This is a genomic window from Hymenobacter bucti, assembly GCF_042681145.1.
GTDB lineage: Bacteria > Bacteroidota > Bacteroidia > Cytophagales > Hymenobacteraceae > Hymenobacter > Hymenobacter bucti.
In genome coordinates this window covers 855,551-880,592 of sequence record NZ_JBHUFD010000001.1, presented here as the reverse complement: position 1 = coordinate 880,592, position 25,042 = coordinate 855,551, and the positions used below count along the sequence as shown (strand labels likewise).

General features: G+C 62.1%; 26 protein-coding genes. 12 read left to right on the top strand and 14 right to left on the bottom strand.

Features of this window, described 5'->3' with window-relative positions; translation table 11 throughout:
- The first annotated feature begins 5 nt into the window (after positions 1 to 5).
- Positions 6 to 611: a hypothetical protein gene (locus ACFSDX_RS03610; RefSeq protein WP_382311814.1), complete on the top strand. Its 606-nt coding sequence runs from the start codon at positions 6 to 8 to the stop codon at positions 609 to 611.
- 77 nt (positions 612 to 688) lie between these two features.
- Here the strand turns inward: ACFSDX_RS03610 and ACFSDX_RS03605 are convergent, their stop codons facing one another.
- On the bottom strand, positions 689 to 2,707 hold the full coding sequence (locus tag ACFSDX_RS03605; RefSeq protein WP_382311813.1) for a M1 family metallopeptidase: 2,019 nt from the start codon (positions 2,705 to 2,707) through the stop codon (positions 689 to 691).
- A 223-nt stretch (positions 2,708 to 2,930) separates the two neighbouring features.
- Between ACFSDX_RS03605 and ACFSDX_RS03600 the strand changes: the two genes are divergently transcribed.
- Positions 2,931 to 3,323: a VOC family protein gene (locus tag ACFSDX_RS03600; protein ID WP_382311812.1), complete on the top strand. Its 393-nt coding sequence runs from the start codon at positions 2,931 to 2,933 to the stop codon at positions 3,321 to 3,323.
- A 95-nt stretch (positions 3,324 to 3,418) separates the two neighbouring features.
- Here the strand turns inward: ACFSDX_RS03600 and arsB are convergent, their stop codons facing one another.
- The 5 genes from arsB to ACFSDX_RS03575 form a co-directional block, all read right to left on the bottom strand.
- Positions 3,419 to 4,501: an ACR3 family arsenite efflux transporter gene (arsB, locus tag ACFSDX_RS03595; protein ID WP_382311811.1), complete on the bottom strand. Its 1,083-nt coding sequence runs from the start codon at positions 4,499 to 4,501 to the stop codon at positions 3,419 to 3,421.
- Positions 4,502 to 4,611: 110 nt separating this feature from the next.
- Positions 4,612 to 5,100 carry a GNAT family N-acetyltransferase gene (locus ACFSDX_RS03590; protein WP_382311810.1) on the bottom strand — a complete coding sequence of 163 codons (489 nt, stop codon included), beginning with the start codon at positions 5,098 to 5,100 and terminating at the stop codon, positions 4,612 to 4,614.
- A gap of 24 nt (positions 5,101 to 5,124) precedes the next feature.
- Positions 5,125 to 5,898: a metallophosphoesterase family protein gene (locus tag ACFSDX_RS03585; protein WP_382311809.1), complete on the bottom strand. Its 774-nt coding sequence runs from the start codon at positions 5,896 to 5,898 to the stop codon at positions 5,125 to 5,127.
- A gap of 67 nt (positions 5,899 to 5,965) precedes the next feature.
- A complete protein-coding gene (locus tag ACFSDX_RS03580) occupies positions 5,966 to 6,427 on the bottom strand; it encodes a DUF6428 family protein (RefSeq protein ID WP_382311808.1) in 462 nt (153 codons plus the stop codon).
- 93 nt (positions 6,428 to 6,520) lie between these two features.
- The gene (locus ACFSDX_RS03575) at positions 6,521 to 6,871 is read right to left on the bottom strand and encodes an ArsR/SmtB family transcription factor (protein ID WP_382311807.1); all 351 of its coding nucleotides are present in this window, start codon (positions 6,869 to 6,871) and stop codon (positions 6,521 to 6,523) included.
- A 231-nt stretch (positions 6,872 to 7,102) separates the two neighbouring features.
- On the opposite strand from ACFSDX_RS03575, the gene ACFSDX_RS03570 reads away from it, so the two are divergent.
- The 3 genes from ACFSDX_RS03570 to ACFSDX_RS03560 all read left to right on the top strand — a co-directional run bounded on the left by ACFSDX_RS03570 (position 7,103) and on the right by ACFSDX_RS03560 (position 10,239).
- Positions 7,103 to 8,059: a hypothetical protein gene (locus tag ACFSDX_RS03570; RefSeq protein WP_382311806.1), complete on the top strand. Its 957-nt coding sequence runs from the start codon at positions 7,103 to 7,105 to the stop codon at positions 8,057 to 8,059.
- A 120-nt stretch (positions 8,060 to 8,179) separates the two neighbouring features.
- Positions 8,180 to 9,145, top strand: a complete 966-nt coding sequence (locus tag ACFSDX_RS03565; RefSeq protein ID WP_382311805.1) for an aldo/keto reductase — start codon at positions 8,180 to 8,182, stop codon at positions 9,143 to 9,145.
- 62 nt (positions 9,146 to 9,207) lie between these two features.
- On the top strand, positions 9,208 to 10,239 hold the full coding sequence (locus ACFSDX_RS03560) for an NADP-dependent oxidoreductase (protein ID WP_382311804.1): 1,032 nt from the start codon (positions 9,208 to 9,210) through the stop codon (positions 10,237 to 10,239).
- Positions 10,240 to 10,410: 171 nt separating this feature from the next.
- On the opposite strand, the gene ACFSDX_RS03555 is transcribed toward ACFSDX_RS03560, so the two are convergent.
- The 5 genes from ACFSDX_RS03555 to ACFSDX_RS03535 all read right to left on the bottom strand — a co-directional run bounded on the left by ACFSDX_RS03555 (position 10,411) and on the right by ACFSDX_RS03535 (position 14,698).
- Complete coding sequence (locus ACFSDX_RS03555) at positions 10,411 to 10,908, bottom strand: hypothetical protein (protein ID WP_382311803.1); 498 nt, start codon at positions 10,906 to 10,908, stop codon at positions 10,411 to 10,413.
- 37 nt (positions 10,909 to 10,945) lie between these two features.
- Complete coding sequence (locus ACFSDX_RS03550) at positions 10,946 to 11,497, bottom strand: SgcJ/EcaC family oxidoreductase (protein WP_382311802.1); 552 nt, start codon at positions 11,495 to 11,497, stop codon at positions 10,946 to 10,948.
- A 73-nt stretch (positions 11,498 to 11,570) separates the two neighbouring features.
- Positions 11,571 to 12,431 (bottom strand): AraC family transcriptional regulator, encoded by an 861-nt coding sequence (locus ACFSDX_RS03545; protein ID WP_382311801.1) that lies wholly within the window; start codon positions 12,429 to 12,431, stop codon positions 11,571 to 11,573.
- Between the two features lie 136 nt (positions 12,432 to 12,567).
- Positions 12,568 to 13,149: a cupin domain-containing protein gene (locus ACFSDX_RS03540; protein ID WP_382311800.1), complete on the bottom strand. Its 582-nt coding sequence runs from the start codon at positions 13,147 to 13,149 to the stop codon at positions 12,568 to 12,570.
- A 553-nt stretch (positions 13,150 to 13,702) separates the two neighbouring features.
- Positions 13,703 to 14,698 carry a transglutaminase-like domain-containing protein gene (locus ACFSDX_RS03535; RefSeq protein WP_382311799.1) on the bottom strand — a complete coding sequence of 332 codons (996 nt, stop codon included), beginning with the start codon at positions 14,696 to 14,698 and terminating at the stop codon, positions 13,703 to 13,705.
- Between the two features lie 144 nt (positions 14,699 to 14,842).
- Here ACFSDX_RS03535 and ACFSDX_RS03530 point away from each other — a divergent pair, with 144 nt between their 5' ends.
- The gene (locus tag ACFSDX_RS03530; protein ID WP_382311798.1) at positions 14,843 to 15,706 is read left to right on the top strand and encodes an AraC family transcriptional regulator; all 864 of its coding nucleotides are present in this window, start codon (positions 14,843 to 14,845) and stop codon (positions 15,704 to 15,706) included.
- Positions 15,707 to 15,810: 104 nt separating this feature from the next.
- Positions 15,811 to 16,209, top strand: coding sequence for a DUF983 domain-containing protein (locus tag ACFSDX_RS03525; protein WP_382311797.1), 399 nt, complete (start codon positions 15,811 to 15,813; stop codon positions 16,207 to 16,209).
- A gap of 104 nt (positions 16,210 to 16,313) precedes the next feature.
- On the opposite strand, the gene ACFSDX_RS03520 is transcribed toward ACFSDX_RS03525, so the two are convergent.
- Entirely contained in the window at positions 16,314 to 17,393 is a 1,080-nt protein-coding gene (locus ACFSDX_RS03520; RefSeq protein ID WP_382311796.1) for an NAD(P)-dependent alcohol dehydrogenase, read from the bottom strand.
- 284 nt (positions 17,394 to 17,677) lie between these two features.
- Between ACFSDX_RS03520 and ACFSDX_RS03515 the strand changes: the two genes are divergently transcribed.
- The 4 genes from ACFSDX_RS03515 (at position 17,678) to ACFSDX_RS03500 (ending at position 21,979) form a co-directional block, all read left to right on the top strand.
- Positions 17,678 to 18,580: an NAD-dependent epimerase/dehydratase family protein gene (locus ACFSDX_RS03515; RefSeq protein WP_382311795.1), complete on the top strand. Its 903-nt coding sequence runs from the start codon at positions 17,678 to 17,680 to the stop codon at positions 18,578 to 18,580.
- A gap of 257 nt (positions 18,581 to 18,837) precedes the next feature.
- On the top strand, positions 18,838 to 19,488 hold the full coding sequence (locus tag ACFSDX_RS03510; protein ID WP_382311794.1) for an outer membrane beta-barrel protein: 651 nt from the start codon (positions 18,838 to 18,840) through the stop codon (positions 19,486 to 19,488).
- A 309-nt stretch (positions 19,489 to 19,797) separates the two neighbouring features.
- On the top strand, positions 19,798 to 21,699 hold the full coding sequence (gene serA / locus ACFSDX_RS03505; protein WP_382311793.1) for a phosphoglycerate dehydrogenase: 1,902 nt from the start codon (positions 19,798 to 19,800) through the stop codon (positions 21,697 to 21,699).
- A 58-nt stretch (positions 21,700 to 21,757) separates the two neighbouring features.
- Complete coding sequence (locus ACFSDX_RS03500) at positions 21,758 to 21,979, top strand: DUF6364 family protein (RefSeq protein ID WP_382311792.1); 222 nt, start codon at positions 21,758 to 21,760, stop codon at positions 21,977 to 21,979.
- A gap of 172 nt (positions 21,980 to 22,151) precedes the next feature.
- Here the strand turns inward: ACFSDX_RS03500 and ACFSDX_RS03495 are convergent, their stop codons facing one another.
- Positions 22,152 to 22,538 (bottom strand): hypothetical protein, encoded by a 387-nt coding sequence (locus ACFSDX_RS03495; protein ID WP_382311791.1) that lies wholly within the window; start codon positions 22,536 to 22,538, stop codon positions 22,152 to 22,154.
- 80 nt (positions 22,539 to 22,618) lie between these two features.
- Here ACFSDX_RS03495 and ACFSDX_RS03490 point away from each other — a divergent pair, with 80 nt between their 5' ends.
- Complete coding sequence (locus ACFSDX_RS03490; RefSeq protein WP_382311790.1) at positions 22,619 to 22,924, top strand: hypothetical protein; 306 nt, start codon at positions 22,619 to 22,621, stop codon at positions 22,922 to 22,924.
- Between the two features lie 86 nt (positions 22,925 to 23,010).
- Here the strand turns inward: ACFSDX_RS03490 and ACFSDX_RS03485 are convergent, their stop codons facing one another.
- Entirely contained in the window at positions 23,011 to 24,825 is a 1,815-nt protein-coding gene (locus ACFSDX_RS03485; RefSeq protein ID WP_382311789.1) for an FG-GAP-like repeat-containing protein, read from the bottom strand.
- Positions 24,826 to 25,042: the final 217 nt, after the last annotated feature.

The following is a 25,042-nucleotide window of genomic DNA, read 5'->3' as shown; positions in this document are numbered from 1 at the left end:
ATCAAGTGTTTGCCATTACCGGCAACAAAATAGCCTCCATGATGGCCGGCGAAACGTCGTTTATGTTTTCCAGCCAGCACTTCCACTCCGCCGAGGAGTTTCAGGCGGCCTGGGACAAAAAGCTGTCGCTAGCCACGAGGGTTGAGGTGAAATACGACGCCATCAAGTCAGTACATAAGGACGATGACGACGCAGATATTTTGATTAAATACAAGACGATTTTAGGCATTCCTACCAACTGTCAGTTTTCATTTGATGACGCTGAAGCTTACCCGATTTTCTTTGCCTTCTTGCAGAAAGACAGGTATTTCGCCAAACAGGAAGAGAAGTTAACGCCCCTAAAATCTATTGTCAACTACCTCATTGGCAATGTAGTAACGCTGGCATTTACTGTCTTTTGCTATTCGGAAGCCTTGAAAATTGCTAAAGGCACCGTAGCAGAAACTACCAATGGCAAACAAGAATTATTCAATAACATAGTCGGCGCTTTGGGCGATAAAGGCGTGCTGGCGGCCGGGGCCTTGCTGCTAGCCTACCTAGGGTATAAAGCATGGTCGCGGTTTTCGAACCCACCGAATCGCATTCTATTTTTGCCGCCAAACTCTTACTAGATTTGGCATATAGGTTAAAGCCAAAAAGGCCTTTTACGCTAGCGTAAAAGGCCTTTTTGGCTTTAAAAGAAGTCGAACTACTCGGCCAGCTTCTGCGCCCGCCAGGTGTTATTGCCCTTGTTCACGTCGGGGAGAATATTGGTTGGGTTCAGCACCACCGTGCTCAGCGGCGAGGTGGTGCTGGTGCGGAAGGTCCAGGTGCCGCCGCGCTGCCAGATTTCGACGGGCAGGTGCACGGTGGTTTTCTTACCGTTGCTTTCCGTGATTTCGGCCGTCACGGGCATGGCAGCCTGGCTCTTGTTTTCGATAGTAATGAGGGCGCCCTTGGTGGGGTCCTGGTTCACGTAGGCCACCGAATTCACGGCTTGGTCGAGCAGCCAGTTCTCGAAGAACCACTCCTGGTAAAACCAGCTCAGGTCTTCGCCGGCCACCTCGTTCATGGTGCGGAAAAAGTCGCGCGGCTGCGGGTGCTTGAAGGCCCACCGCTTGATGTAGGTGCGGAAAGCGTAGTCAAAGCGCTCGGGACCGAGGATTTCCTGGCGCAGCAGATACAGGCCGTAGCCGGTTTTGGAGTACGCGGCGTAGCCCAGGTTGCGCGCCTGCGTCACGTCGGGCACGGTGTAGGGTACATCCATGGTCGCTATCTGCGTCTGGAGCGTGTTGATGGGAGCCATTGATTTGGCTACGTCGCCCTGCTCCTTGTACTCGCCGTTGTTGAAATTCTGGCTGCTCAGGATGTTAATAAAGGTGTTGAAGCCTTCGTCCATCCACGGGTATTTGCGCTCGTTGGAGCCCACAATCATCGGGAACCAGTTGTGGCCAAACTCGTGGTCGGTCACGTTCCACAAGCTGCCTTTTTTGGCCTTCACGCCGCAAAACACGATGCCCGGATACTCCATGCCGCCCACCACGCCGGCCACGTTGGTAGCCACCGGGTAGGTATATTCAAACCACTGCTTCGAGTTGTATTCGATGCTCTTTTTCACGTACTCGGTGCTGCGGCCCCAGGCCGAATCCTGCGCTACTTCGGCCGGGTACAGCGACATAGCCAGCGACTTGCGGCCGCTGGGCAGGTTCATCTTAGCGGCATCCCAGACGAAGGCAGCCGAGGCAGCCCAGGCCACGTCGCGGGCCTGCTGGCACTTGAAGTGCCAGGTGAGGCGGCCGTTGCGGCCAGCCGGCCGCGAGCCGGCCTGCTTCACCTCATCGGCACCGCGCACGATTACCGTTTTGTCAGAGCCCGCGGCCTGGGCCAGGCGCTTTACCTGGGTGGTAGTCAGCACTTCGGACCCGTTCACGAGCTCGCCTGAGCCGCCCACTAGGAAGTTGGCGGGCACGTTCACGGTGTAGTCGAAGTTGCCGTAGTCGAGGTAAAACTCAGCCGACATATACGGCAGCGTGTTCCAGCCCGAAATGTCGTCGTACACGGCCATGCGCGGGTACCACTGCGCCACCTCGAAGATTTCGCCATTCGGCGTCTTGAGGCGACCTAGGCGGTCGGCGCCATACTCGGGGATATTAAAGGCGTAGGCGATGTTGATTTTGAGCTTCTCGCCCTTGGGCTTCAAGGCTTCGGGCAAGATAATTTGCATCCGCGTATCGGTTACGCGGTAGTTGGCTTTCAGCTTCTTGCCGTGCAGCTCGATGGTCACGGTTTGAAGCGAGTCGCCGCCCTGGAAGCCGCGCGCCGCGTTGCCAAAGCGCCCGCCCGCTGGGGGCGTGGCCGCTGCCCCGCGCGAGTCGGTGCGAAACAGATTTTGGTCAACTTGCAGCCATACGAAGGGCAGCTCGTCGGGGCTGTTGTTGGTGTAGGTGATGGCCACGGTGGCCGTTACGCGGGCCGCCTTATCATCAAGCGTGGCGGCAATCTGGTAGTCGGCCGCGTTTTGCCAGTAGGTGGCGCCGGGCTTGCCGCCGCCCGTGCGGGTGCTGGGGGCCGGCTGGTTCAGGTAGTCGGGCTGAAACAGCACGCGCGCGTTGTAGGGCGGCAGGTTAGCGGGCGGCAGCACCACTGGCAGGCCCTGCTGGGCCTGGGCTGCGCCGCCGCTGAGTAGCAGCGCGGCGGCCGCTAGTAGCTTAGTAAATGAATTTTTCATCCTGAAAAAGTGAAATAGCAGTTTTGCCAAAAGTAAGCAGCAGGGTGGGGTATTGGGATGAGGAAACCGCGTTTTAGCGGTGATAAGGCGGGCAAAGACTGCCGGGCGGAGGGCCGCGTTGCAGATTCGGCCCATAAAACGGAATGGCCCTCCGTTTTGCGGCAGGTTTTGCTACAAACGCCAAACGCGGGGCCACTCCGTTTTACAGCGCTACATTCGCCCTATGGCTCTTTCCCTGCTCGGCGTGCACCACATCGCCATTATCTGCTCCGACTACGCGGTTTCCAAAGCCTTCTATACCGAAGCCCTAGGTCTCGAAATTATCCGCGAAGTGCACCGCGCCGAGCGCGATTCCTACAAGCTCGACTTGGCGGTCAATGGGCAGTACGTCATCGAGCTGTTCTCCTTCCCCAACCCGCCACCGCGCCCCAGCCGGCCCGAGGCGCAGGGCCTGCGCCACCTGGCCTTCGCGGTGGCCGACGTGGAGGCCGCCATTCGGCACCTAGGGGCGCACCACGTCGCCTGCGAGCCCGTGCGGGTCGATGAGTTTACGGGCCGGCGATTCACGTTTTTCAGCGACCCCGACGGGCTGCCGCTGGAGCTGTACGAAGGGTAGCAAATGTACCGTGGACCCTGTGAGTCCGCGCGGGCGTAGCTCACTGAGCAACTACGCCTGCGCGGACCCGCAGGGTCCACGGTACAGCCGGCCCGCTAAGCAGCCGGGTAGAACCGGCGCCGAAACCAGAACGCCAGGTTAACCAGCGCAATGAGGGCGGGCACCTCGATGAGCGGCCCAATGACGCCCGCAAACGCCTGCCCCGAGTTGAGGCCAAACACGCCGATGGCCACCGCAATGGCCAGCTCGAAGTTGTTGCCGGTGGCCGTGAAAGCGATGGATACGTTTTCGGCATAGCTGGCCCCTAGGTACTTGCCGGCCAGAAAGCTGGCCACGAACATGACGCCGAAGTAGATGGCCAGCGGCAGCGCAATGCGCAGCACGTCGAACGGAATGCGCACTATCAGCTCACCTTTGAGGCTGAACATCAGCACGATGGTGGCCAGCAGGGCCACGAGCGTAATGGGACTGATAGCCGGAATAAACACCTGCTCGTACCAGGCATCGCCCTTCACCCGGCGCAGGATGTAGCGCGAGAGGAAGCCGGCCGCGAACGGAACACCTAGGTAGATGAGCACGCTCTGGGCAATGTCCCAAATGCCGACGTTCACGGCGTAGCCTTTCAGCCCGAAATAAGGCGGCAGCACGGTGATAAACAGCCAGGCCAACACCGAGTAAAACAGCACCTGAAAGATGGAATTGAGCGCCACCAAACCGGCCGCGTACTCGCGGCTGCCGTCGGCCAGGTCGTTCCAGACCAGCACCATGGCAATGCAGCGCGCGATGCCGATGAGAATCAAACCCACCATGTATTCGGGCTTGTCGGGAAGCAGCCAGATGGCCAGGAAGAACATCAGCAGCGGCCCCACCAGCCAATTGAGCACCAGCGACAAGCCCACAATGCGCACGTTGCGAAACACGCGGGGCAGCTGCTCGTACTTGACCTTGGCCAGCGGCGGGTACATCATCAGAATGAGCCCCAGGGCCAGCGGCACGTTCACGGTGCCCACCGCGAAGTAATTGATTACCCGGTCGATGTGGGGTACAAAATAGCCCAGCCCCACGCCTAGGGCCATGGCCAGAAATATCCAGAGCGTGAGGCCCCGGTCGAGGCCAGACAGCTTCTTCTGAGCCACTGCCGCCGCGGGTGGCGGTGCTGGTTGGTTGGTCAATTCCATAAAAATAAGGCGGGTAGAAAATGCGCGATAAGGCGCCGGCGCCGAGCCAGCAGCCCGCGCCAAACAATCAAGAAATCAGCTCAGAGAGGCGGCAACTCGGCCTAGGCCGGCTAACCTACCGTGGCGCTGCGCCGCTCCAGCAGCAGGGTATCGTGCCACGCGCCCGCTAGCTGGCCAATGCGCTCGCGCCGGCCCACCAGCCGGAAGCCGTGGGCGGCGTGCAGCGCCAGGCTGGCCGCGTTTTCGGGGAAGATGCCGGCTTGCAGCGTCCAGATGCCCTGGGCTTCGGAGGCGGCTACCAGGGCCCCGAGCAGCTGCCGGCCCACGCCCTGGCCCCGCGCTTCGGCGGCGATGTAGATGCTGACCTCGGCCACGCCGGCGTACACGCAGCGGCTCGACACGGGCGAGAGCGCCGCCCAACCCAGCACCTGGCCGGCGGCGCCCAGCGCCACCAGCCGGCTATGGGGCAGGTGGCCAGCCTCCCAGGCCTCCCAGGTCGGGGCTTCGGTGGCAAACGTGGCTTGGCCCGTGGCAATGCCGGCCTCGTAGATGGCGCGGGCAGCGGGCCAGTGGGCGGCGGTGAAAGCACTGACTAGCATAACGATGAGGCAGAATCGATGAGCCTAGTAAGCCCGGCGCAGCATGTCGGCATACTCGTTGGGCAGGGGCGAGGCCTCCACGGCCTGCGCGGCTTTTTCCACGTCGTATTCAACGCGAATTAGCTCCGAGCGCACGCTGCTGGGGTCGGTGAGGCTGGTAGTTGAGTCGAGGTGCAGCAGCAGGTAGGCCGCGCGCGGGTCGCCGTCCTTGGGCTTGCCCACCGAGCCAATGTTGAGGGCGTGGCGGTAGCGGGTTTCGCCCTCGTGCTGGTACGGAATCGCCCGGTGGTAGGGCTTGTGGGTGTGCCCAAAAAGCAGAATATCGGCGTGGGCATCAGCCAGCACCCGCAGCAAGCTGGCCTCGGGCCGGTCCTCAAACAGGTACTCGTTGATTTTGCGCGGCGAGCCGTGCACCATCAGCAAGCTCAGGGTACAGGGCTCGTCCTCAAAATCGAGGCGCATGTGCTTGGGCAGCAGGCGCAGGTAGCGCCGCTCATCTTCGCCCACCACCTGGTTGGTGTAGGCGATGCTTTGCGCCCCTAGGTCTTTTTCCGTATCGGTTTTGTAGGCGCAGCCGCACTCAGCGCTGGCCAGCCCGATGCCCTGGTCGTAGTTGCCGGCCAACGCGGGAATGCCCCGGCGGCGCACCTCGCGCACCACCTCATTGGGCCAGGGCGCGTAGCCCACTAGGTCACCGAGGCAGAAAATCATGTCGGGCCGGCGCTGCTCCATATCAGCCAGCACCGCTTCCAGGGCTGGCAGGTTGCCGTGGATGTCGGAGAAAAAGGCAATCGTCATCGCAAAAGAGAAATGAAGTAAGAAAACTTGCAGCAGCGCGGCTCCCCGCGCCGCGCCGGTCAGCTCATTAGCAGCACCCGCCGCCCGGCGTGCAGCCGGCTACTTGCAGCTGGGGCAGAGCAAATTGCAGAGCCGCCGGGATGCCGCAGGCATCCTGCGCCAGGCAGGCCGTTTGCTTGGCGGTCAGCACAAAGTCATTGCCTTCGCGGGCCAGGCCAAACTTGCCAATGGTGGCCTGCTGGTACTCCACTTCGATGTCTAGGTCCTCGCTACCGAGGATTTTCGCCGACAGGTTCAGGATGTGCAGGAATTTCTGCGGGGCCAGGCGGTGGTCGTAGTCGCCGGCTTCCCAGAGCTGAAAATTGGCCACCTTTTCCTGGCGCTCCACGCCGCCGCAGTCGATGAAGTGCTTGCTCACCAGGCCCACTTCCGTGACGTGGAAATGCGCGGGCAGATACTCGCCCGTGGGCAGGCGAAAGTTGACGGCTTCCACTTCGGCCAGGGCCTGCTTTATTTCAGAAATTTTCATGAGTACAATTTGATTTATAGGGTAATAGCGTGGTCATGCAGCGTATCAAACAGAGACGAAGCATGACAAACGCCTGCTTATTTTTTTCCTAGGCTAGCATCCGCAAGCTTCGTCCGGCCCGCACGCCTCGCCGGCCGTGGCCTCCAGAAAGAAGGCCGTAAACTGCTGGTGCACCTGCCGCAGCAGCTCCGTATTAAGGCAGTAGCAGACCGTGAGGCCGTCTATTTCGCCGCGTATCAAATCCAGCGCTTTTAGCTCCTGCAAGTGCTGCGACACGGTGGTGCGGGCCAGCGGCAGTTCAGCGGCGATGTCACCCGAAATGCAGGTTTTCTGGCCCGCCAAAAACTGAATGATGGCCACCCGTGCCGGGTGGGCCAGCGCCTTGGCCACGCGGGCTAACTGCTGCTGCTCTTCGGTGAAAACGGTGGTTTTGGCGTAGGTCATGAGCCGGCTTTGAAGTATGACGTAAACTTACGACATAGTTGAGCGAATTATCCTTTTGGAAGTGAAAAAGGCGTGTGGTTTTGAAAAGCGCGAAGCGCTGCTTAGCGTCGCGTTCGCTCGGCAATGCGACGCTTCGTTCGCCTAATCTCACCACGCAACGCCAAGCAGCGCTTCATGCTACGACCCGCGCCCTGACCCCAACTTTGCGGTTGTCATTTCTCCTACTCTCCAATGCCCTACCGTTACCTCTTTGCGCTGCTGCTGGCCCTGGCCGGCTGCGCTACCCGGCCACCCGCGCGGCTGCAAGTGGCGGCCGGCTACTGCGACCCGCCCCTGCCCTACCGCTACGACCCGGCTTTTGCGCCGCAGCCCAACTTTGAGGCGGCCCTCACGCCCGAGCTGCTGGCCCACTACCCTAGGCGCAACCTGCTCACGGCCAACGCGGCCGGCCTACTGCCGCTGCTGCGCGAGCTACTGGCCCTTGAAGAAATAGCCCGCCAGCCCCTGGCCCGCCGCCAGCAGCCCGTGGCCGAGCTGGCCGTGCTGCGCCAGCGCCAGCGCATTGCGGCCCAGCTAGCCCTGGTGAGTACGACCGTGGCCAGCCTGGCCGCCGAACTCGACTGCGAAGGCGAGCGCGCCGACCAGGTGGCGGGCTACCTCAACGAGCAGGATGGCCGCCACACCCAGCGCCTCAACGTGCTGAGCATCGGCATTGGGGCGGCCAGCGGCATCGGCACCACGGTCATCAGCAACACGCCGGGGCAGTACGCCTTTGGCATCGGGGGCGGGCTGCTGGCGGCGGGCCTGGGGCTGCTGACGCTGCGCGTGGGCAGCACCGCCGAATTTGACCACCCGCGCAACCTGCTGGCCGATGTCTGGGCCGAACGGCCGGCGTCCGAGCTGTTTCCGCCCAGCGTGTGGTACATGCTCACCGAACCGGCCTTCAGCAACAGCGGCCAGTCAGCCATTGCCCACAACACGCGCCTGCGCTGGCAGCACTACGGCCAGCTCGCCCGGCCCGATTCGAAGCAGGGCCAGCAGCTGGCGGCGCTGCTTTTCGGCCCCGGCGGCCAGTACTCCGCGGGCCAGCTTACGGTGCGCGCCAACATGCTCAACGAGCTGCAATCGGCGGTGCGCCTGCTCAACCAGGAGCTGCAAGGCCTGCTGCTGGCGGTGAATAAGGAGTGAGTGGGTGAAGGAGTAGATGAGTGAAAAAGTAACCTAAGGCTGCTTTTGGAGTTATCAACCATTCGCCTCTACGGCGCGTGAGTCAGCATTCGCTCAGTAGCTCCTTCACTCCTTCACCATATGGCAACCCTTCGTGAACTCGGCCACTCCGGCCTCCACATCGCCCCGCTCGTACTGGGCGGCAACGTATTCGGCTGGACGGCCGACGAACCGACTTCCTTCGCCGTACTCGACGCCTTTGTGGCGGGCGGCGGCAATGCCATCGACACCGCCGACGTGTACTCGGCCTGGGTGCCCGGCCACCAGGGCGGCGGGCAGTCCGAAACCGTGATTGGCAAGTGGCTAACCCAGCGCGGCCGCCGCGACGACGTGCTCATTTTCACCAAAGTGGGCATGGACCTCGGCGATGGCAAGCAAGGCCTGTCGAAAGCCTACATCAAGCAGGCCGTAGAAGCTTCGCTACGCCGGCTGCAAACCGACTACATCGACCTCTACCAGAGCCACAAAGACGACGAGAGCCTGCCCGTAACCGAGCCGCTCGAAGCCTACGCCGAACTGCTGAAGGAGGGGAAAATCCGCGCCATCGGGGCTTCCAACTTCAAGCCCGCGCGCCTGCAAGCCGCCCTCGACGCGGCCCAAAACGGCCTGCCTCGCTACGAAAGCCTCCAGCCCGAGTACAACCTCTACGACCGCGCAGCCTTCGAAAAAGACGACCTAGGCATCGTGCAAGCCAGCGGCATCGGCGTGATTCCGTATTTCGGCTTGGCCGCCGGCTTCCTCACCGGCAAATACCGCTCGGAGGCCGACTTGCAGAAAAGCCTGCGCGGCGCGGGCATCGGCAAGAAATACCTAAACGACAAGGGTTTCCAGCTCCTGAAAGCCCTGGATGCCGTGGCCGACCGCCACTCGGCCACCCCCGCCCAAGTAGCGCTGGCCTGGCTGATGCAGGCACCCGGCATCACGGCGCCCATCGCCAGCGGCACCAGCGTGGGGCAGGTGCAGGAGCTGACCGAGGCCATGAATCTGCAACTCACGGCCGCCGACGTAGCCGAGCTGCAAGCGCCCACGCCCGCCAAAGCCGCCTAGTTTTCAACCAGCAAACGCCGCCCACCTAGGGCGGCGTTTTTCATTTATCTAACCCCGCTTTTATGCCTTACTCCAACACCCGGGTGCTGCTGGCCTCGCGCCCCGTGGGCCTACCTAAGCCCGAAAACCTGACCATCGAAACCGTGGAGATTCCGCCCCTCACGGCGGGCCAGGTCCTGGTTAAAACCATCCTCATCTCGCTCGACCCCGCCATGCGCGGCTGGATGAACGCGGGCAAAAGTTACGCGCCGCCCATCGGCATTGGCGAGGTGTTTCGGGCGCTCGCCGCCGGCCAGGTTGTGGAGTCGCAGCACCCCGGCTTCGCGGTGGGCGACTATGTGACCGGCACCCTAGGCGCCCAGCAGTACGTGCTGCGTGAGGGCGACGCCGCCCAGGACCCCACCAATCCTAATTACCTACTCAAGGTCGATACCAGCCTCGCGCCCCTCGAAACCTACCTCGCCACCCTAGGTATGCCGGGCCTGACGGCCTACTTCGGCCTGCTCGACACCGGCCAGCCCCAGCCCGGCAACACGGTGGTGGTGAGCGGCGCGGCCGGCGCCGTGGGCAGCGTAGTGGGCCAGATTGCCAAGCTCAAAGGCTGCCGCGTGGTGGGCCTGGCCGGCGACCAGGCCAAGGTAGACTACTGCGTCAACGAGTTGGGCTTTGATGCCTGCATCAACTACAAAACCGAGGACGTGGCCGCTGCCCTGCACGCCGCCTGCCCCGCCGGCATCGACGTGTATTTTGACAACGTCGGCGGTGATATTCTGGATATTGTCTTGCTCCAGATTAATCTAAAAGCGCGCGTCGTCATCTGCGGCGCCATTTCGCAGTACAACAATACGACGCCCGTCAAAGGCCCCGCCAACTACTTCGCGCTGCTCGTGAACCGCGCCCGCATGGAAGGTATCCTGGTCAGCGACAACGCCGCCCGCTTCGGCGAAGCCGCCCGCGAAATGGCCGGCTGGCTTCGCGAGGGCCAGCTCACCGCGCCCAAAGTGCAGACCGAGCACGGCATCGAAAACTTCCTAGCCACGCTAAACAAGCTGTTTTCGGGCGAGAACTTCGGCAAGCTCGTGCTGGCGCCTTAGATAGGCGGCTAGGCTTAAAATTCAGCCAAACTTGTTTACTTGTAACACGGCAGTACAGAAAAGGCGTCGCTTCAGCTGAAGCGACGCCTTTTTCATTTTCAGAGCTCACGCAAAAACGCTTGTCCTTGCGAGCGCAGCGAAGCAATCGCATCAGGACGAGCCGCTCGTCTGTCATTGCTTGAGCTCGACGCGGACGAAGCGGTCGGCCACTTCGTCGGTATTCTCAACGGCGTGGGGCGCTTCGGGCGCCTGCCAGCGGGCGCGCACCAGGTCGGGGCCTTTTCGGTAGGGCGTGGTCGATTCGTGGACCAACGCGCCGGTGGCGTCGTAGTAGCGGCCCCGGCCGGTTTGCTCTTTGTAGAGCACGCTGGGCCAGCGGTGGGTGTGCAGCGGCTCGCGGGTGTGCGGCGGCACGGTCACTTCGAGCACGCGCACCCGCTCATTCTCGAACAGCACGCGGTGAAACTGCGGCGCGGCTACCACGGCATCGAGCGAGTCGGGGTAGGGCCACGGCCCGGCCGCCGGGGTAGTGGCGGGGGCCGTGGCTGCTGCGGCCAGCGCCGCAGCTTGCAGCCCGGAGGCACTCCCAACAACCCATCCTACCAAGCAACTCACCCCTCCAATCAGGGCGAGCTGCCGGGTAGCCGGGCTTAGCAAGTAGGTTTTCATAACTCAGCGCAACAAAGGTTTACCAGGACGGACTTACTCAGTGGCGGTCAACGATTTTGACCGGGTCGAAGGGCTCAGCGCTTGGTTTTTCTATGGGGTTGTTGGGCTGGGCAGCGGCGCGCACTACGGTATTTTGGCCGGCCGAGAGCAGCCACTGGCCCTGCTTTTTCACTAGCACCAGCGTGAGCAGGTCGTCGGCTTCGCCTTCCTTATTGGTACCGTGGTCGATGCCATCGGGTGGAAAAAAGGCGCCCACGTGGCAGTACAGATTAACCACCGCCACGCCGGGCGCGATGCCGCGCACGGTGGCCGGGCCGGGCGTGAAGGGCACGCCCTTGAAGATGGTATCGAAGATTTGCTGGTGCGCCTGCTGCACGGCGGGGCGGCCGCGCCACCACATGCCCACGATGTTGACCCAGCTCACATCGGAGGTGGTGTAGGTGGCCATGTCGGCGAAGTGGTGGTTCTGAAAATTAGTGGTCAGGCGCGCCACCGTGCGGCGCACGGCGGCCTCCTCGGTGGGCGAGAGTTGGGCGAAGGCGCGGCCGGTGCCCAGCAACAGGGCCAGGGCTAGCAAACAGGTTTTCATGGGCTTAGGAGTTTGGATACGCTCGCAAAGCTCCGGCCCCCGGCCACCCGGCTAGTAGTAAAAAAACGACATTCTACCGCCCTAGCACGGACAGGTAGTTGGAAACCGCGCCGCCCGACACGCGGGCGTGGGCGGTTTCGGCGGCCAGCAGCTGCGGGGGCGTCACGCCGGCAAACTCGCGGAAGTCGCGCACCAAATGGCGGTAGTCGTAGTAGCCGCACTGCACGGCCACCGCCAGCCAGTCGAGGCCAGGCTGCCGCTCCTTGAGCCCAAACGCCTGGTCGAAGCGCGCAATGCGGGCAAACAGCTTGGGGCTGAGGCCCACGCGCTCCACAAAATTGCGCTCGAACTGCCGCGGGCTCAGGCAGGCTTCGGCGGCCAGGCGGTCGAGCGAGGTACCTAGGCGGCCGCTGGGCAGCAGCCCCGATAGCAGCCGGTCGAGGGGCCGCTCGGTATGCGGGCGCAGGCGGCGCAGCATTCGCAGCAGGTAGGCCTCGACCACGGCCAGCATGGTGGCGTAGCTGGGCGCTTCGGCCAGCCGCGCTTCTACCTCGCCCAGCGCCGGGCCGAGCAGCGCCCGGCTCTCCACCGAGTAATCCAGCATTTCGGCCACCGGCACGCCCAGCAGGCGGTGCAGCCCGCCCGGCCAAAAAGCGGCGCACAGCATGAGGTGGTCAGAAGGAAAATGCAGGTCGAGCCGCGACACCTGCGGCCCCACCAGGATGCTGCTCGGCAAGTCGATAAACTTACTTTCCTTGTGGTGAAAGCTCCGCATGCCGCCACGCGGGTAGAAATACAGGCACTGCTGCGGCGCGGGCGGCATGGGCTTTATCGCCTGGCCGGGGTCTACGCCGTCGTAGCGCACGTGCACCAGCAGGTAGTGCTGCACGAAGGGGCGCAGGGCCGGGGCGGGCGGTACAATGCGGAAGAACATGAGGCCGGCAGCTGGTACCGGCGTAAGGTACTAATCAGCAGCTATTTCCACTTATCTACCCTGAAAAAAAGTAGTTATCCTACTCAGCCGTGGTTCTACGGAGTAGATTTCAGGCAGCAGCACGCTTAGCGCGTCCTTACTTATCGGTCATGGGCTTAAGCTGTTTCAGGGGCGGGCCTACGCGCTTAAAGCCGTGGGCTTCGCGAAAGGCATCCTGCTCGGCTTCGGACATAGTGCGGGTGGCGCCCTGGCTGATTTTACGAAAGCATTCTTCCATTTTGCCGGCGGGCTGAAAAATCATCAGCAGCCGGCCTTCACCCGCGCCCACTTTGGCAAAGCTGTGCGGCACCATGCGCGGGCCAAACACACTATCCCCCGCCTTGGCTTCGTACACGGTGTCCCCTACTTTGATAAGAAACTCGCCGGCCAGCACATACCACCATTCATCCTGCTCGAAATGGTAATGGTGGGAAGGGCCGCCTTCCTTCAGGCGGCTCGACTCGAAAACGTAGAGGTCGCCGGCCGTATCGGTGGTAGCAATTTTAGTCAGAAACGTGTCGCCATCGAACAAGGCCATCGGCGTGTTGAAGCGGTCCTGAGCCGCCTTCACGGTAAAGCCCTTGCCAGCGCGGGCAATAGTCCTCGCCACTAGTATAGCTGGAAAAGCCAGCAGCGCGCCGGTAGCGGCGCAGGCTTGCAAAAAGCGGGTTCTATCCATAAAAACAGCGGATTAAGGATGGCAGAACAAGGGCAATCGACAGCGGCGGGCTGGCAACCAGCGGCCGCTAGCCCGCCAGGTCCCCGCCAAAACAGGGGTAACCACTGACGGGCACCGGCCGGCCTCGCGCCAGGCTAGCCAGTTAGCTAGAGCCAACCCAGGAAGCGACCTAGGCTTGCCCAAAGCAGCGGGTGCGACGCAGAAGCCGCCAGCGCCATCACGCAAGCCTAAGCTACGAATGCGCTACTAATCTCCTGGAGCAGTTTTGCACTCAGTGTACAGCTTGCGCCACGCGGGTAGCAGCGCTTCACGCTACTACCCGTATACTGACTCGGAAACTGCTCTAATTATAGTAAATATACTATAATTAATCTTAATCCTGCTTCTTTCTTGATCCTTGAGGCAGCTACGGGCGGAAGCCCCTGTACGGCAGCGCCCTGGCTACTTGCCCACGCCTCTCTACTAGCCTGTCAGGCGCGACTAGCATTCGCTCGTCCGAGCGCGGCGGCCTGACGGCCTTTCCTGCACATACCGGAGGACTGTTTGCGGCTCTTTACTTCCCGGCTACGTCCTCGTAGGTGTAGGTGCGGGCTACGTCTTCTACCGGCTTGCCGTCGGCTTCGGCGTAGGGGTACACGAAGTAATTGAGCGGCGGGCCGGCTTGCTTGGGGGTCAAAGTCAGGTCGCGGCCGCGGGTGAACTCGACGCGGTTTTCGTCGTGGGCACCGAAAAAGTAGGCGCGCTTAGCGGGGTTTTTGGCGGCCTCGGAGGCATCGACGGGCACCCAGCCGGTTTCCTTGGTGAAGAACTCGGCCCAGCAATGGTAACCTTTTACTTCGCCTTTGCCATGCTCGGCAGGCAGCGGCAGGCCGATGCTGAAGCGCGCCGGAATACCTAGGGCGCGGCAGTAGCCGATGACGATGGCGTGGAAATCGGTGCAGTTGCCGCGGCGGGCGTCGCAGGCGTAGTAGATGTCGCCGCGGCCCCAGCCCTGGCCGGTTTTGTCGTAGGTCACGGTGCTCACCACGTGCTCGTAGATGGCGCGGGCCTTGGCCAGCGGCGTGGTGGCGTGGGCTTTGTCCACTACTTCCTGGGCCTGGGCCTTGATTTTGGCATCGAGCGGCACCAGGCGGTCGGGGGCCAGCCAGCGCTTGAGGTTGGGGTCGGTGGCTTCGGTTTCGGCGGGGGCGTGGTCGTCAGTGGCGCGCAGGTTGAGGTGTTCGCGGCGCGTGACCTGAGCCGTGAGCGTAACGGTGAGTGGCGCGGTGGGCACGGTGGCCGGCTTCAGATGCAGCATCTGGTTGCCGTACTGGTCGGTTTCGACGATGTAGGGCGCGCCGGCCTCAATCTTGAGGTCGCGCACGTCCTGGCTTTTGTCGCGGTGCGGCACGGGCATCCAAAACTCCAGCGCCTTAGTACCGGCTGGTTGCACGGGCACCACGGCCCGGCATGTGAGCAAAAAGGTGCGGCTGCGCGGGGCCACCGTGGTAGTGGCCGGCGCGGCAGCGGTGAGGAGCAGCGCGGCGGCGGCGAGTAGCGGGTAGTTCATGGAAATAAAAGCGAGTGAAGGAGTTGCAAAATTACGCCCGGTAGCCGCTAGGGTCAGTAGCGCGAACTTTGTAGTTCGCGTTCGCCAGCGAGCAGCCATTTGAACCAACTAAACGCGAACTACAAAGTTCGCGCTACTGTCCCCATGAAAGCTCCTACCCCGCCGGTACTGGCGCTGGCGCCGTTTCCGCAGGCCCGCACGCCCTACTACGCCGAACAGCTGCGGGCGCACGTGGCGCGGTTTCCGCACGTAAACGCGCCGCACGGTCACTCGTTTTACCTGCTGCTCTACGTGAGCCAGGGCCACGGCACGCACACCGTGGACCTCGTGACCTATGACCTAGGGCCGGGCAGCGTGTTCTTTCTGGCGCCGGGGCAGGTGCACCAGTGGCACCTAGGGCCCGAGGCCGAGGGCATCGTGGTGTTTTTCGAGCCGGATTTTTACCAGTTCCGCTACCCCGAGCGCGACTTGCTAGCGCTGCCGTTTTTCGACAGTACGCACCCGCCCGTGCTCTATTTGCCAGCCACAAACGAGTTGGCGCCGCTGTTTGCGCAGCTGCTGCGCGAGTACCAGATGAACCATCCTAACCAGGCCGAAGTGCTGCGCGCCTACCTAGGGCTCATCCTTGAACTCGCCACCCGCCACTACCCCGCCGCGCCGGCCAGCACCGGGGCGGGCCTGGCCCAAAGCCAGATTCGGCAGTTTGGGGCGCTGCTGAACCAGCACTACCGCACCCACCGCAGCGTGCGTGACTACGCCGCGCGGCTGCACCTCACCGCCAATTATCTCAACGCCCTGTGCCGCCGCGTGCTGGGCCAAACCGCCAGTGACCTCATCCACGCCCGCGTGGTGCTGGAGGCCCGGCGCCTGCTCACGCACTCGGCCCTGAGCGTGGCGCAGGTGGCCGACGAGCTGGGCTTCGACGACCCGTCGTATTTCGGACGCTACTTCCGCAAGTACGTGGGCCAAAGCCCCGAGGCATTTCGGCAAAGCAGTAATTTGTCCTAGAACCGGGCGGTTTCGGGCTACTCGGCGGGCGGGTGCGGGCCCGACCTTTGTGCTACCCAGTCGGCCGGTGCTGACCTAGGGCTTCCCACTTGCTTTCTCTCGCCATGGCTGCTCCTGTTTCGCCCACCCTTGCCCTGCTTTCGCTGCGCTGCCCCCACTGCCACGAGGGCCGTTTGTTCACGCATTCGGCCTTCAACCTGGCGCACTTCACCGAAATGCCCGCCCGCTGCGAGGTGTGCGCCGTGCCCCTCGAGCCCGAGCCGGGCTTCTACTGGGGCGCCATGTTTATCAGCTACGGCTTCAACGTGGCCACGGTGCTGCTGATAGGCGCGCTGCTCTACTTCGTGGGCGGCGACCCCGACGTGTGGGTCTACGTGCTCACGGTGGCCGGCGCGGCCCTGGCGCTGGCCCCGGCCGCGCTGCGCTACTCGCGGGCGCTGATGCTGTACTGGTTTGGCGGGGCGCGGTACCGCTTCAATCCTAGTCGCTTAGCCAGAGGCTAAGCCTGTATACTGCCCCACAAAAAAGGCCCGGCGCTATGAATAGCGCCGGGCCTTTTTCAGAAAATTCTGTTCAACTCGCGGACCCACAGAGTCCACGGTATACTTTATCCTGCGTTCTTCAAGGTAGCCATGTCGATGACGTAGCGGAAGCGCACGTCGCGGTCCATCATCTTATCGTAGGCCTCGTTGATGTCCTGCATGTTAATTACCTGCACCTCGGGCGCAATATTGTGCATGGCGCAGAAGTCGAGCACCTCCTGCGTTTCGGCGATGCTGCCGATGATGGAGCCCGAAATAGAGCGGCGATGCATGGCCACTTCCATGTTGTTGAGCGGCGCCTTGTACGGCCCCAGCAGGCCCACCGTGGTGAGCACGCCGTTGCGCTTAGCCAGCTTCACGTACTCGTTCACCTCGAAGGCGTCGGGGATGGTAATAAGAATGAAATCGAACTTTGACTCGTGCACTTTCATAGCGTCCGCGTCGGTCGAAATCAGCACCTCGTGCGCGCCCAACTGCTCGGCGGCCGCGCGCTTTTTCTCATCCTGCGTAATGGCCGTGACGGTGGCGCCCAACGCCCGCGCCAGCTGCACCGCCATGTGCCCTAGGCCACCAATGCCCACCACGCCCACGCTGCTGCCGGGGCCCACATTCCAGTGTTTCAGGGGCGAATAGGTCGTGACGCCCGCGCACAGAATAGGCGCGGCGGCCTCAATATTCAGCCCCGCCGGAATGCGCAGCACGAACGATTCCTTCACCACAATGTCGGTCGAGTAGCCGCCGAAGGTGTTAAAATCCTTATTCTGGGGCTTCATGTAGCCGTTGTAGGTGGCCGTCCAGCTCACGGGGCCTTCGCAGTAGTTTTCCTCGCCGTGGGCGCAGGGCTCGCAGCTGCCGCACGAGTCTACCATGCAGCCCACGCCCACGATATCGCCCACCTGGAATTTGGTAACGGCGCTGCCGGCTTCCTTCACGCGGCCCACTATTTCGTGGCCCGGCACGCAGGGGTAGATGGTGTTGTGCCAGTCGTTTTTGACCTGGTGCAGGTCGGAGTGGCACACGCCGCTGAACAGAATTTCGATGTGCACCTCATCGGCCTTGGGGGCGTAGCGCTCCACTTCCATTTCCTTCAGGCCGCTGAAGATGGAGTTGGTCGCGCCGTAGGCTTTTACTTTGTAAGCGTCCATGAATTGGGTTGGTTTTAGAGGAAGAAAGGGCGGCAATAAATAACAGGAAATCAGAATAAAAGCCCGGCAATTAGGCCCGATTCGCTTGCTCTTAAACGCCCGCCTGCCGCACTGGGTTGGGCGCGGCGCCCTATAAAATCCGGGTATTAAGGCTAACCGCCACCGTGGCCGACCTAGGGAAGCCGGGCAGTACCCCGGGCCCACTTTTGCCGTATGAGGCCCGGGTCCGCTCGGCCGGCAAGGGCCGGCGCTCCGAGCAGTTGGCCCCTCCCTTTTTAGATTTTATGAGCAAGCAACAACAAGCAGCGCGCCGCCGCGTGCTGGTCACGGGCGGCACTGGCAAGCTGGGCAAAGTTTGCGTAGCCGACCTGCAGGCCCACGGCTACGACGTGTTCGTGGTCGATACCGTAGCGCCCGCCAAGGGCATTCCGCACATCATCGCCGACCTCTCCGACTTCGGCCAGACGCTCGACGCGCTCTCGTCGGTGAGCTTCGACATTCACGCCGGCGTGGGTAATAATGCTTTCGATGCCATCGTGCACCTGGCGGCTTTTCCGACCCCGCGCCAGTATCCCGACGCCCATCTGTTTCAAAATAACATTATGGGCACCTTCAACATCTTTGAGGCCGCCCGCCGCCTGGGCATCCGCAACGTGATATGGGCCAGCAGCGAAACCACCCTAGGTGAGCCCTTTGAGAACGACGCGCCCTACGCTCCGGTAGACGAAGACTACCCGCTGCGCGCCAAAAGTGCCTACGCCCTGGCTAAGGTGTTGATGGAAGACATGGCCCGCCAGTTCTGCTACCAAACGCCCGACTTCAAGCTCATCGGCCTGCGCTTCTCTAACGTGATGCTGCCCGCCGACTACGAAAAATTCGAGAGCTACCAGGCCGACCCCGAGGAGCGCAAGTGGAATATGTGGGCCTACATCGACGCCCGCGACGGCGCCCAGGCCATCCGCAAAGCCATCGAGTGGGAGGCCACCGGCATGCACCCCTTCATCATCGCCAACGCCGACACCGTGATGGAAAAATCATCGGCCGAGCTGATGCGCGAGGCGCTGCCCGGCGTGGAAGTGCGCAAGGACCTAGGCGAACACGAAACGCTGCTGTCCATCGAGAAAGCGCGCCGCGTGCTGGGCTACGAGCCCACCCACAGCTGGCGCGACAAGGCCAACTGGCAGTAGCCACAGGCCCGCCAGCGGGTGCGGGTGGCGCCGCGCCACGCTCGTGCCAACCGGGAGCAGAATAATGGCTCCACAAATTTGGGTTATGAGTAGGACAAGGGGCCTAATATTTCGTGTAAACATCGAAATATTAGGCCCCTTGTGCATCCAAAAGGCTGGGCTTTCCCGTTTAACGAGCTCACACTACTGGTCCAGCTTATCGGGGCCGGGCAGTGCTTTCACGTGCCTTTCTTTTTTCACCTAACCATTTCTTTTATATGAAGCATTTTTTCCTTCCTGCGGCACTCGTGCTGAGCGCCTTCACGGCCCACGCCCAAAAGGGTTCTATCTACCTTGGCGGGCAGGCCGGGTTCAACTCCACCAGCACCACCTTCGACAACGGCAATACCAGCACCACCACCAGCAAGGCCAGCAACTGGAGCTTCTCGCCCGAGGTCGGTACCTTCCTCACCAACCAGGTGCAGCTCGGCGTGGGCTTCACCTTCAGCGGCTCGCGGCTAGAAACGCCCGCCAGCAATATGAATCTGACCGCCATCACCAAGCGCTACGGGGGCACGGTGTACGGCCGCTATTTCTTTGGCGAAGGCAATTTCCGGCCCTTCCTGGGCCTGAACGTGTCGCTGCTACCCGGCAACAGCCGCACCGAGCGCAGCGGCTTCGCAAACTCCACTACCCGCTCCACTACCTTCGACGTAGGGGCCAACCTCAACGCCGGCTTCGCCTACGGCCTCACCAAGCGCCTGGCTATCCTGGGCTCGTTTGGCACGTTTGGCTTCCAGAACTCGGTAGCCAAGGAGGATGGCACCAACAACAAAACGACAACCACCAACTTCGGCCTCAACGTCAACACCCTAGGTAACCTCTTCACGATAGGCGTGTACTACACGCTTACCAAGCCGACGGAGTAGGGCGAAGCGGCCTATTTATTCTGAATTATAGAGGCTTATAAAAAACGAATCCCCAATGCTAATGCTTGGGGATTCGTTTTTTATAAGCCTCTACGCATTAAATATCGGATTCTCAGTTCCTTGCAATGTTTTATCGCCTTTTCACCTTGCCGCCTAAAAGCATGTTAGTAGTAGGAATACTCCTGCTCAGCTGCGCGAAGTCGAAGCCAGTTATCTGAGTATTCTATAGTCTTAAACATGTCTCCTTTAGCCTAAGTAAAATTCTAGCAAAAGCTCAGGCAAGGTAGCATCAGCCCCATCTTTGCCTCCATGCCCGACCCCGCTGCCCCCCTCCCCTACCTCGTCTTCGACTTCGACTCGACCTTCACCCAGGTTGAAGGCCTCGATGAGCTTGCTGCCATTGCCCTCACCGGCCAGCCCGACCAGGCCACCCGCGTGGCCGCCATCAAGGCCCTCACCGACCAGGGCATGGCCGGCGAAATCGGCTTTCAGGAGTCGCTCAGCAAGCGCCTGGCGCTGCTGGGGGCGCACCGGCGGCACCTAGGGCCGCTGGTGGCTCACCTGCAAACCAAGGTGAGCGAAAGCATCCAGCGCAACGGTGACTTTTTCCGGCGCTACGCCGACCGTATTTACGTGGTGAGCAGCGGCTTCCGCGAGTTTATCGAGCCCGTGGTGGCCGCGTTTGGCATTCCGGCCAGCCACGTGCTGGCCAATACCTTCACCTTCGACGCCGAGGGCAACATCACGGGCTGCGACCCTGGTAACGTGCTGAGCCGCGACGGTGGCAAGATTCAGCAGCTGAAGGACTTGCAGCTCGACGGGCCGGTGTACGTGCTCGGCGATGGCTACACCGACTACCAGATTCGCGAAGCCGGCCTGGCTAAGCGCTTCTACGCCTACACCGAAAACGTGAGCCGCCCCAGCGTGGTGGCCGCCGCCGATGAAGTGCTGCCGACCTTTGACGAGTTTTTGTATCAATTGAAGCTACCCATGACCCTGAGCTACCCGAAGAACCGAATCAAGGTATTGCTACTCGAAAACCCCGATGCCCGCGCCGCCGAGCTCTTCCGCCAGGAAGGCTACCAAGTGGAGGAAGTGAAGGGCGCGCTCGACGAAGACGAGCTCGTGGCCCGCATTGAGGGCGTGAGCATCCTGGGCATCCGGTCGAAAACGCAGGTGACCCAGCGCGTGCTCGACGCGGCTAACCGCCTCATCGGCATCGGCGCGTTTTGCATTGGCACCAACCAGATTGACCTCCTAGGCGCCATGCGCAAGGGCGTGGCCGTGTTCAACGCGCCTTTCAGCAACACCCGCTCGGTGGTGGAATTGACCCTGGCCGAGTTGATTGTGCTGGCCCGCCGCATCCCCGAAAAGAACCCTAAGATGCACGCCGGCGAGTGGGACAAGTCGGCCAGCGGCTCGTTCGAGATTCGGGGCAAAACCCTAGGTATCATTGGCTACGGCAACATCGGCTCGCAGCTATCGGTGGTGGCCGAGGCTGTGGGCATGAAGGTGGTGTACTACGACATGGCCGAAAAGCTCCAGCTCGGCAACGCCCTCAAAGCCCAGACCCTGGAGGAACTGCTGCGCCAGTCCGACATCGTGACGCTGCACATCGACGGCCGCCCCGAAAACCAGGATTTCTTCGGCGCCAAGGAGTTTGCGCTCATGAAAAAAGGCGCCCTCTTCATCAACAACGCCCGCGGCCACGTGGTAGACGTGCCGGCCCTGGCCGCCGTACTGCGCAGCGGCCACCTAGGCGGCGCGGCCATCGACGTGTTTCCGCACGAGCCCAAAACCAACGCCGAGAGCTTCGAGAGCGAGCTGCGCGGCCTGCCCAACGTGCTGCTCACGCCCCACATCGGCGGCAGCACGGCCGAAGCGCAGCGCAACATCGCCGAGTTTGTGCCCGAGCGTCTCATGCAATATATCAACACCGGCAACACGCAGCAGAGCGTCAATTTCCCCAACATTCTGCTCCCCGGCCAGCCGGGCCACCGCCTCATCCACATCCACGCCAACGTGCCCGGCGTGCTGGCCCGCATCAACAACGTGCTGGCCCAGCACCACGTCAACATTCTGGGCCAGTATCTGAAAACCAACGAACTGGTCGGCTACGTGATTACGGACATTGATAAGGCCTACGACCAGGACGTGATTCAGGCGTTGAGAGAAGTAGAGCACACGATTAAGTTTCGGGTGCTGTACTAAGCGGCGGGCAAACTACTTGGGGGCACCGGCCATTGTTTTAGAAAACCCAGCTTTTGTTATGTCTCAGCTCATTCTTACTCTCGACGACGACCTAGTGCAAGCAGCCCGTGAGTATACCCACCAAAATGGGCAGAACCTGGAGGCGCTGGTAACGCAATTTTTGCAATCCACTATACGCCCCACAGTAGCAGCGCAGCCAGCGGCCGAACCTAGTCGGCCGCTATCACCGCGCATCCAGCGCCTATTCGGGGCGGTGCAGGCACCAGCTGATTTTGGCTAGAGGCTGAACCCGCCATCGAAGCCGTCATCACCCGCGACCCGAAAGGCTTCGCGACCGGCACCCTGCCCGTGCTGACGCCGCCGCAGGCGCTGGCGCAACTAGGCAGCTAACGCTTCTTTTCACTACCAAAACGGCGGTGCTTCAGCCTGAAGCACCGCCGTTTTATTAAGTACTACTCGGCCGCGGCCGGCGGCTGGTCCGGCTGCCCGGGCGCTGGCTCGGCCAGCAGCTCACGCGGCAAGGCCAGTGCGTGCTGAAACGGCACCTGCCGCAACTCGCCCACCGGAATACCGGCTTTCATGTCGGCTAGTAGCTCGCCCAGCAGCTCCATGGCCTGCGTGGTCGAACACCGGAATTTGCCCATGAGGTAGCTGGTGGCCAGGCCCACCCATTGGTCGATGCTTTGCTGGATGAGGCGCAGTATATCGTCGGGCTCTTCGCGCAGCTGCGGCTGCTGGGCTAGCCGGTCGTGTTCTTCCAGGTGCAGCCGGACGGCGTTCATCGCCAGTCCAAAAAGGGTTTTATCGCGGCGCAGCTGGCGCATGCGGGGAAGGGGCATAGAAGCTCGGGTATGTAGTTGGGAGGGGCCGCAAAGGTAGAAGAAGCGCGGCAGGCGGCCACGTAGCTCTATGGTCGTTTGTGCCCTTTAGAAATCATCTGACCACCGGCGCGCTGCCTCAAAGTAAGCTAGCCCACTTTGTAGCGGCCTGCGAAAGCCTAAGCGCCAAGCCGCTGGTCATCGAGCTGGCGCGAGGCACATGCGTCACCCAGCCCGTGCCCGGCAAAGTAGTGCAAGCGCCTGACCTACTAGCCGCGCTAGCTTTGGCTGCTACCGATGCGGCATACCTAGGTAATCGCCACCTGGCTGGCTTCGATGCAGTGGTAGCTGGCTTGCCCGCACCGCCTGAGCAAGGCTTCTGGCACAACCTGCGCGATTTATTTTAATTATGCTTACCCAAGCAAAAAAGGCTGGCTCCCTAGGTAGGGGGCCAGCCTTTTTTGCTTGGGTAAGCAGGGGTTGCGTGAGTGAATTAGTTGCGCACTACGCGCTGGGTGGTGGCGCCGGCGGCCGTGGCAATGCGCAGCAAGTACACGCCGGGGGCCAGCGTGGGCAGCTCGGCCAGGGCCTGGGGGGCGGTGCCCAGCTGCACGGTGCGGCTGTACACGGGGCGGCCGTCGGCGGTGAGCAGGGCCACGGTGGCGGCCTGGGCTTCGGCGCCGGGCAAAGCCACGTTTAGCTCGCTGGTGAAGACGGTGGGGTAAGCAACGGGCTTGGCAGGGCGGGCTACGGCGGCGGAGCTGGCGGCCAGCGTCACGATGGGCGAGTAGGTGCTGGTGCCGTCGAGGTCCACCTGGCGCAGGCGGTAGTAGCTGGTGCCAGCGGCCGTAGCGTCGTCGGCAAACTGGTAGCTGTGGGCGGCGCTGGTGGTGCCGGCGGCCGCCAGCTGGCCGATTTTCACAAACGCCTGGCCGCTAAACGAACGCTCTACTTCGAAGTAATCGCTGTTGGCTTCCGAAGCGGTAGTCCAGCGCAGCACGTTGCCGGTAGCCAGGCTTTGGCCGGTGAAGGAGGTCAGTACCACGGGCAGCGGGGCGGGGTTAGTGAGGGCGCCGGCCAGCAGCGTGGGCGTGGTGGCCGACTGCGCTTGCTCGAAGCGCTGTATCGTGCCGTTGCCGTTGCCCACGAAGAGGTCGAGCAGGCCATCGCCATCGAGGTCGGTAATGGCCGGGGCCGCGTAGCCGCCCACGCCGCTCAGGCTCATGGCCGTGGTGCCGTTCGTGGTCAGGTTGCCCACCAGCTGGAAGGTAGCCGAATTGGCGGCCGACTGCGTGTAGAGCACGATGCTGCCGGCCCGGTTGCCCAGCAGCATGTCAAGGTAGCCATCGCCGTTGTAGTCGGTCAGCAGGGGCTTGTCCACGTCGCCGGCGTCGATAACAGTGCCGTTGGCCAGCTTCATCTGCCCCAGGGCGGTGAAGGTAGCCGCATTAGCCGCCGTTTGCTCGTAGCGGCGCAGGGTGCCGTCGTTGCTGCCCACCAGCACGTCGAGCAGGCCGTTATTGTCGAGGTCGGCCACCGTGGGGCGGGGGTACGAGCCGCCGTTGGGTACGCTGGCCGTAGCCGCGCCGAAGGGGTTGGTGAAGAGCGTAGTTTTGGTGAACGCAAGGGCGCCGGTGCCCGTGGCGGCGGTTTGCTCGTAGCGCAAGATGTTGCCGGTGTCTTCGCCCACCAGCAGCTCCAGCAGGCCGTCGCCGTCGAGGTCAGCCAGCGTAGGCTTGGCAAAGCTGCCCACGTCGAGGGTCGTGCCATCGGCGTTTTTGAGCAGGGTGCCCGCGCCGAAAGTCTCCGCTTTGGCCGCCGTTTGCTCAAACACCAGAATGGTGCCATCGCCCTGCCCCTGGATAAGCTCAACCAGCCCGTCGCCATCAATGTCGCCCATGGCGGGCGTCGAGTAGCTGCCGGCCGCATTCATGCCCGTAACGCTGGTCGAAACCTGGCCGTAGCTCACCGCCGACGACTGCCGGGTGATGCCCAGCTTGGTGCCCGTGAGGGCCGTGCCGGTGGCCGAGGTGAGGCGGATACGACCGGTAGCCGCCGCTACCGGCACAATCACATCAACCGAGCTATACGACGACTTGGCTATATTCATAGGCTGGCCGTTAATCATGGCCGACGTAAGCTTATTGAGGTCGGTGCCCGTGATGGTAACCGTGGCGCCAGCAGCAGCTTGAGTGCGCGAGACCGCCAGAATGGTTTGGGCAGAGGCGGCGAGGGGCAGCAAGCCGAGACCAGCTAGGGTAAGGCGGCGAAAAGCAGGTAGCAGAGCAGAAGTAGGTAGGCAGAACATGTAGCAGAAAAAAAGAGCAAATACTATATCAGAGCGAGCAAACGGCGTCTACAAATAGTTGACATCCAATAAGTAGCTCATTCAATTCTGAGCCCGGATATCCACCGCCGTTTTAGTGATACAAAATTATTTGACCGCTTCAGGCCCGCTTGGCCGTTCTAGCTTAACCTCCCTTTCGCGTCTGCCAACGCAAGGGTTTACTATGCGGAAGTATTCA

Excerpts from the sequence above, each read along its gene's own strand:
- ACFSDX_RS03590 (WP_382311810.1), bottom strand. The coding sequence starts at position 5,100 with ATGCTAGTCAGTGCTTTCACCGCCGCCCACTGGCCCGCTGCCCGCGCC.
- ACFSDX_RS03580 (WP_382311808.1), bottom strand. The coding sequence starts at position 6,427 with ATGAAAATTTCTGAAATAAAGCAGGCCCTGGCCGAAGTGGAAGCCGTC.
- ACFSDX_RS03545 (WP_382311801.1), bottom strand. The coding sequence starts at position 12,431 with ATGTTCTTCCGCATTGTACCGCCCGCCCCGGCCCTGCGCCCCTTCGTG.
- arsB (WP_382311811.1), bottom strand. The coding sequence starts at position 4,501 with ATGGAATTGACCAACCAACCAGCACCGCCACCCGCGGCGGCAGTGGCT.
- ACFSDX_RS03515 (WP_382311795.1), top strand. The coding sequence starts at position 17,678 with ATGAGCAAGCAACAACAAGCAGCGCGCCGCCGCGTGCTGGTCACGGGC.
- ACFSDX_RS03570 (WP_382311806.1), top strand. The coding sequence starts at position 7,103 with ATGCCCTACCGTTACCTCTTTGCGCTGCTGCTGGCCCTGGCCGGCTGC.
- ACFSDX_RS03500 (WP_382311792.1), top strand. The coding sequence starts at position 21,758 with ATGTCTCAGCTCATTCTTACTCTCGACGACGACCTAGTGCAAGCAGCC.
- ACFSDX_RS03585 (WP_382311809.1), bottom strand. The coding sequence starts at position 5,898 with ATGACGATTGCCTTTTTCTCCGACATCCACGGCAACCTGCCAGCCCTG.
- ACFSDX_RS03485 (WP_382311789.1), bottom strand. The coding sequence starts at position 24,825 with ATGTTCTGCCTACCTACTTCTGCTCTGCTACCTGCTTTTCGCCGCCTT.
- ACFSDX_RS03565 (WP_382311805.1), top strand. The coding sequence starts at position 8,180 with ATGGCAACCCTTCGTGAACTCGGCCACTCCGGCCTCCACATCGCCCCG.
- ACFSDX_RS03600 (WP_382311812.1), top strand. The coding sequence starts at position 2,931 with ATGGCTCTTTCCCTGCTCGGCGTGCACCACATCGCCATTATCTGCTCC.
- ACFSDX_RS03555 (WP_382311803.1), bottom strand. The coding sequence starts at position 10,908 with ATGAAAACCTACTTGCTAAGCCCGGCTACCCGGCAGCTCGCCCTGATT.
- ACFSDX_RS03520 (WP_382311796.1), bottom strand. The coding sequence starts at position 17,393 with ATGGACGCTTACAAAGTAAAAGCCTACGGCGCGACCAACTCCATCTTC.
- ACFSDX_RS03605 (WP_382311813.1), bottom strand. The coding sequence starts at position 2,707 with ATGAAAAATTCATTTACTAAGCTACTAGCGGCCGCCGCGCTGCTACTC.
- ACFSDX_RS03575 (WP_382311807.1), bottom strand. The coding sequence starts at position 6,871 with ATGACCTACGCCAAAACCACCGTTTTCACCGAAGAGCAGCAGCAGTTA.
- ACFSDX_RS03495 (WP_382311791.1), bottom strand. The coding sequence starts at position 22,538 with ATGCCCCTTCCCCGCATGCGCCAGCTGCGCCGCGATAAAACCCTTTTT.
- ACFSDX_RS03525 (WP_382311797.1), top strand. The coding sequence starts at position 15,811 with ATGGCTGCTCCTGTTTCGCCCACCCTTGCCCTGCTTTCGCTGCGCTGC.
- ACFSDX_RS03540 (WP_382311800.1), bottom strand. The coding sequence starts at position 13,149 with ATGGATAGAACCCGCTTTTTGCAAGCCTGCGCCGCTACCGGCGCGCTG.
- ACFSDX_RS03550 (WP_382311802.1), bottom strand. The coding sequence starts at position 11,497 with ATGAAAACCTGTTTGCTAGCCCTGGCCCTGTTGCTGGGCACCGGCCGC.
- ACFSDX_RS03560 (WP_382311804.1), top strand. The coding sequence starts at position 9,208 with ATGCCTTACTCCAACACCCGGGTGCTGCTGGCCTCGCGCCCCGTGGGC.
- ACFSDX_RS03510 (WP_382311794.1), top strand. The coding sequence starts at position 18,838 with ATGAAGCATTTTTTCCTTCCTGCGGCACTCGTGCTGAGCGCCTTCACG.
- ACFSDX_RS03535 (WP_382311799.1), bottom strand. The coding sequence starts at position 14,698 with ATGAACTACCCGCTACTCGCCGCCGCCGCGCTGCTCCTCACCGCTGCC.
- ACFSDX_RS03530 (WP_382311798.1), top strand. The coding sequence starts at position 14,843 with ATGAAAGCTCCTACCCCGCCGGTACTGGCGCTGGCGCCGTTTCCGCAG.
- serA (WP_382311793.1), top strand. The coding sequence starts at position 19,798 with ATGCCCGACCCCGCTGCCCCCCTCCCCTACCTCGTCTTCGACTTCGAC.